Origin of the sequence: uncultured Campylobacter sp. (assembly GCF_937949835.1) — a bacterium.
Classification (GTDB): domain Bacteria; phylum Campylobacterota; class Campylobacteria; order Campylobacterales; family Campylobacteraceae; genus Campylobacter_B.
The window spans coordinates 1-4,237 of sequence record NZ_CALEDC010000245.1 but is presented as its reverse complement, the minus strand read 5'-3'; the positions used below and the strand labels follow the sequence as shown (position 1 = coordinate 4,237).

The 4,237-nt window shown below is 49.0% G+C and carries 3 protein-coding genes and 1 pseudogene; 3 read left to right on the top strand and 1 reads right to left on the bottom strand.

Going from position 1 to position 4,237, the window contains the following annotated elements:
• A partial coding sequence (locus Q0256_RS05600) for a type II secretion system protein (protein ID WP_297960922.1) occupies positions 1-320 on the bottom strand: 320 nt, incomplete at its 3' end.
• 252 nt (positions 321-572) lie between these two features.
• On the opposite strand from Q0256_RS05600, the gene Q0256_RS05595 reads away from it, so the two are divergent.
• From Q0256_RS05595 to Q0256_RS05585, 3 genes and pseudogenes are all read left to right on the top strand, one after another.
• Positions 573-1,220: an outer membrane protein assembly factor BamD gene (locus Q0256_RS05595; protein ID WP_297960919.1), complete on the top strand. Its 648-nt coding sequence runs from the start codon at positions 573-575 to the stop codon at positions 1,218-1,220.
• A gap of 8 nt (positions 1,221-1,228) precedes the next feature.
• Positions 1,229-3,745 (top strand): endopeptidase La, encoded by a 2,517-nt coding sequence (lon, locus tag Q0256_RS05590; RefSeq protein WP_297960916.1) that lies wholly within the window; start codon positions 1,229-1,231, stop codon positions 3,743-3,745.
• A 264-nt stretch (positions 3,746-4,009) separates the two neighbouring features.
• Positions 4,010-4,237 (top strand): annotated as a pseudogene (locus tag Q0256_RS05585) (GyrI-like domain-containing protein); the annotation flags it as partial.

The window sequence follows — 4,237 nt, the reverse complement described above, 5'->3', positions numbered from 1 at the left end:
TTGATCCTTCTATTATTAGGCTCGTTTAATATGCCCGGTCTGAGCACCGATGAGTCCGCGGGAAGTTCGCCACCTACAGTTAAAATTCTCTCCATACAACTAGGATCGCTGCCACAAGTCGCCGATCTCATATACGCGCTATCCCATTGTGCCTTAGATACGCGCGACATCAAAGTTTTGGCGTTATATACGAGCTCCTCTTTGATCGCAAGGGCATTTAGCTCGGTCGTCTGCGCGACGATACGCGGGATCGCCATCGTCGTGATCGCCAAAATCACGATGGTAAAGATCAGCTCGATTAGAGTAAAACCTTTTTTCATCTTACATCCTTTCTTTAAAATTTTGAAATTACGGAAACGCAAACTTACTCTGCGTTATCGGCGCTAATTATACTATTGTTAAACTTAAATTTAGAATTTATCGCGTAAATTTTTTTGGTTTACAAAGATTTTTAAGCCCGAACGCACAAAAATTTTAAAGAAATTCCATTTTTAAATTTGGACGCAGAATTTAAGCTTGCATTTACTCAAAGACTATAAAATTACGAGCTAAATAAATTCCAAGGATTTTTTATGACAAATCTAAGTAAAATTCTATCCGCTCTCCTATTTATCGCGTTTATCGGCGGCTGCAGCGGCAAAGGCGACGGCGAGCTTTTTAATCTAAGCCCCGAGACGTGGTATTCTAAAATTTTAGAAGATATAAACAACGCCAGCATGGAGGATGCCGAGAAGCACTACACTAGCTTTTCTAGCGAGCATATCGCTTCGCCTCTGCTTGAGGAGATGACACTCATTATGGCGTGGGCTTTTGTGGAGGATGAAAACTACGAGAAAGCAAACAAATACCTAGACGAATATATCCGCCTCTACGGCACGACGCAAAAGATCGAATACGCGAGATTTCTAAAGATCAGAGCAAATTTCGACTCCTTTAGCCGCCCAAATCGCAACCAAAAGCTAATGCTAAACAGCATCGACGAAATTCGAAAATTTATAGCTGAATATCCGCAGAGCGAGTATCGTCCACTACTTGAGACGATGCTAACAAAGCTACGCCTTGCCGAGCATCAGCTAAATATCGACATAAAAGACCTTTACCAGCGCACCGACCGCGAGAGCTCGGCCAAAATTTACGAGCAGCGCATCGAAGAATCCCCGCTAAACGGCACCGACGTAATCAAACCGCGTTCGCCTTGGTATCGCGCGATTTTTGAGTAGGAGGAGCGATGCAACTGATGCAAAATACAACCTTCCCTAGCGATCTGCCTATCATCGTCGAGGACGAGCTATTTTTATATCCGTTTATGATAGCGCCCCTTTTCATCGGCGACGAGCATAACAAAAAAGCCCTCGATCTAGCCGCCAAAAACGAATCTATGATAATGGTCGTAAGCTCAAAGTCGGAATTTAGCGGCGATAGAAGCTTCGGCGGTATCTATAATGCAGGCGTCGTGGGCTCCGTGATGAGAACCGTGCCGCTTCCGGATGGACGGGTTAAAATTTTATTCCAAGGCGCACTAAAAGGCAAAATCGTAAAAGAAATTTCGCAAGATCCGCTGGTCGCTACCGTCGATATCATCCACGACGAGCGCGGCAACGACCAGAAATTAGACGCGCTGGTAAGCGTGCTGAAAGAAAAAACCAAGACGCTTAGCACGCTTACGCATTTTTTCCCGAACGATCTGCTAAAGACCATCGACGACGGCACCGACGCCGCGCGCGTCTGCGACCTGATTTTAAGCGCACTGCGCCTAAAAAAGCAGGTAGCCTACTCGTTTTTTACCGAGAGCAACTTGCAAAAGCGCCTTTTCAACCTCATCAACTACATCTCCGACGAGATCGAAGCGCAGAGGCTCGAAAAGGAGATCAAAAGCAAGGTTCATTCCAAGATCGATAAGACGAACAAAGAGTATTTTTTAAAAGAGCAGCTCAAGCAGATCCAAAAGGAGCTCGGCGGCGATGCCGATCGCGACATCGAGATCGAGGAATACCGCAAAAAGCTGGAAGCCAAAAAGCCATATTTGGGCGAGGATGCCTACAAAGAGATCAAAAAGCAGATCGATAAATTTGCCCGCCTCCATCCGGACAGCGCCGATGCGGGGCTCGTGCAGAGCTATCTGGACTGGGTTTTGGAGGTGCCTTTTGAAAAGACCGCCAAACACAAGATGTCCATCGAGGGCGTCACCGCTCAGCTGAATAAAGACCACCACTCCCTGCAAAAGCCCAAGGCGCGCATCGAGGAGTATTTCGCGCTAAAGCAGCTTTTGGAGCTTCGCGGCACAAGCGGCAAGAAGAGCAAAGAGGACGGCAAAAACGGCGGCGCGATTTTATGCTTCTACGGCCCTCCCGGCGTAGGCAAGACGAGCCTTGCAAACTCCATCGCGACCGCGCTTAAGCGCAAACTCATCCGTATCGCTTTAGGCGGGCTTGAGGACGTGAACGAGCTGCGCGGGCACCGCCGCACCTACATCGGCGCTATGCCCGGCCGCATCGTGCAAGGCCTCATCGAGGCAAATCAGATGAACCCCGTCATCGTGCTTGATGAGATCGATAAAATTTCAAGCTCATACAAGGGCGATCCGACGGCGGTTCTGCTTGAAATTTTAGACCCCGAGCAAAACTCGAGCTTTAGGGATTACTATCTAAATTTCAACATCGATCTTAGCAAGATCATCTTTATCGCCACGGCAAACGACGTATCTCTCATACCTGCGCCGCTGCGCGATAGGATGGAGTTTATCGAGCTTAGCTCATACACGCCGCAGGAGAAATTTCAGATCGCCAAAGACTATCTGATCCCCCAGGAGCTGCAGCGCCACGGCTTAAAATCAGCCGACGTAGCGATCAACCCGGCAGCCCTTTCCGAGATCATCGAAGAGTACACACGCGAAAGCGGCGTGCGAAACCTGCGCCGCCAGATCGCTGCGATCTTCCGCAAGGTCGCGGTTAAAATTTTAAAAGACAAAGAGTTTAAAAAAATCATCGTAACGACGAAAAATTTAAGCGAATTTCTAAATAAGAAGGTTTTCGAGATAGACGAGGTCGAAAAGTGCGATCAAATCGGCATCGTAAACGGGCTTGCGTGGACTGCGGTAGGCGGCGACGTGCTCAAGATCGAAGCGGTCAAGATCAAAGGTAAGGGCGCGATGACGATCACGGGCCAGCTCGGCGACGTGATGAAAGAATCCGCGCAGATCGCCTTTAGCGTCGTAAAGGTGCTGATCGACGAGGGCAAGCTCAAAGCGGGCCAAGACGCGAAGGCGGGCGCGACAAAAGCCTCACGCGCCGGCAAAAACTCCGCATTGCGCGCAAATGGTGGCGCGACATCTAAAAGCCCTGCGGCGACGGCACGAAATTTAGGCGCGGAAGAGAATTCCGAAAGCTCGGAGCAGATTTATAACAAATTCGACCTTCACATCCACGTGCCCGAGGGCGCGACGCCGAAGGACGGACCGAGCGCGGGCATCACGATGAGCACGGCGATCGCGTCGATTTTAAGCGAGCGCGAGGTGCGTGCCGATCTAGCGATGACGGGCGAGATCACGCTAAGCGGCAAGGTGCTACCGATCGGCGGGCTTAAGGAGAAGCTCATCGCCGCGCACAAAGCCAAAATCGCCGAAGTGCTGATCCCGCGCAAAAACTACGAGCGCGACCTAGCAGAGATCCCGGACGAGGTCAAAAACGATCTGAAAATAACGCCGGTAGAGCGGATCGAAGAGGTGCTGAAGCTGGCGCTGGTCTAAATTTAAAGCGCCATTTTAAATTTAGCCGCTTTAGCCCCGCGCTTCAGCGGAATTTTAAAATATTTATAGCGGCGTTTTTTATTGCGTAACTGGACATTGACGCGCTTGCGGCAAAATTTCTTGTAACGATGTGACGAACGTAAAATTTCGTAGAATTTCGCATACGCGCGATCGCGTAATGCTGTAAAATTGTAAGACAGTTTAAAATTTCAGCTTCACTTTTAGCGTAAAATTTTATAAAATTTACCTCGCAAAAGGAATAAAATGTTTGATTTTAAAAAAGAGTTTAGACAGCTTTACGCGCCAAAGCAGACGCCGCAAATTTTAACCGTCCCGCCTGCGAATTTCGTCTGCATCCGCGGCGAGGGCGACCCGAACGAATCAGGCGGAGCGTATCAGCACGCAATAGAGGTGCTCTACGCCGTGAGCTACGCGCTAAAAATGAGCTACAAAACCGAGTATAAAATCGATGGCTTTTTCGAGTACGTCGTG

What these genes read in the sequence shown, in the direction of transcription:
- Q0256_RS05595 (WP_297960919.1), top strand. Translation starts at nt 573, where the DNA reads ATGACAAATCTAAGTAAAATTCTATCCGCTCTCCTATTTATCGCGTTT.
- lon (WP_297960916.1), top strand. Translation starts at nt 1,229, where the DNA reads ATGCAACTGATGCAAAATACAACCTTCCCTAGCGATCTGCCTATCATC.